General features: G+C 75.7%; 1 protein-coding gene. It reads left to right on the top strand.

Annotation, left to right across the window (positions count from 1 at the left end; translation table 11 throughout):
• On the top strand, window positions 1-723 hold a 723-nt coding region (locus VB737_RS17180; protein ID WP_500314763.1), incomplete at both ends, for a protein phosphatase 2C domain-containing protein.

Raw genomic sequence — 723 nt, 5'->3', positions numbered from 1 at the left:
GCCGCGAGCTGCGGGGCCTCGATGGGCAGCCGGTGATGGTGATGGCGGTGGCCGATGGCCATGGCGGGCGCCGCTACCGGCGCAGTGAGGTGGGCAGTCGCCTGGCCTGCGAAACGGCCCTGGCCGCGGTGCAGGGCGCCCTGGCGGCCAGGCCTCTGGACGGGGGGGAGGAGGACTGGAGCCGTTGGCTGGAGCGGGACCTGCCCGAGTCGATCCAGCGCGGCTGGCTGGCGGCGGTGGCGGCCCACTGGGCGAGCGATCCTGGGGAGGGCGGCTTCGAGGCCCTGCTCTACGGCAGCACCCTGGGCCTGGTGGTGATGACCCCCCGCTGGTGGGGCCACACCGGACTGGGCGACTGGGATCTGGTGCGGGTGGAGGCGGACGGCCCGGCCCGGCTGCTGCAGGAGGAGAACGAGCCCACCGCCCTCGGGGAGGCCACCTGCAGCCTCTGCCAGCCCCGGGCGGCCTCCCTGTTCGCCCGCCGGGCGGGACTGCATCCGCTCGACACCGAGGCCGGGGCGTTCGCCCTGGTGCTCTGCACCGACGGCATCCGCAAGTCCTGTGCCACCGATGGCGACTTCCTCACCCTGGCGGCCTGGCTGGCCCACGGCGACGGTGAGGCGGACCCCGGGGCGGCCGGCACCCTGTCGGCGGCGCTGGACCGGATCAGCCGCGAGGGCAGCGGCGACGACGTGACCGTGGCGGTTGGTCGGGTCTGGAGCC

Origin of the sequence: Synechococcus sp. BA-120 BA3 (assembly GCF_034931285.1) — a bacterium.
Lineage (GTDB): Bacteria > Cyanobacteriota > Cyanobacteriia > PCC-6307 > Cyanobiaceae > Cyanobium.
Note: the sequence above shows the minus strand (reverse complement) of the source record. Positions and strands in the feature narration are given on the sequence as shown.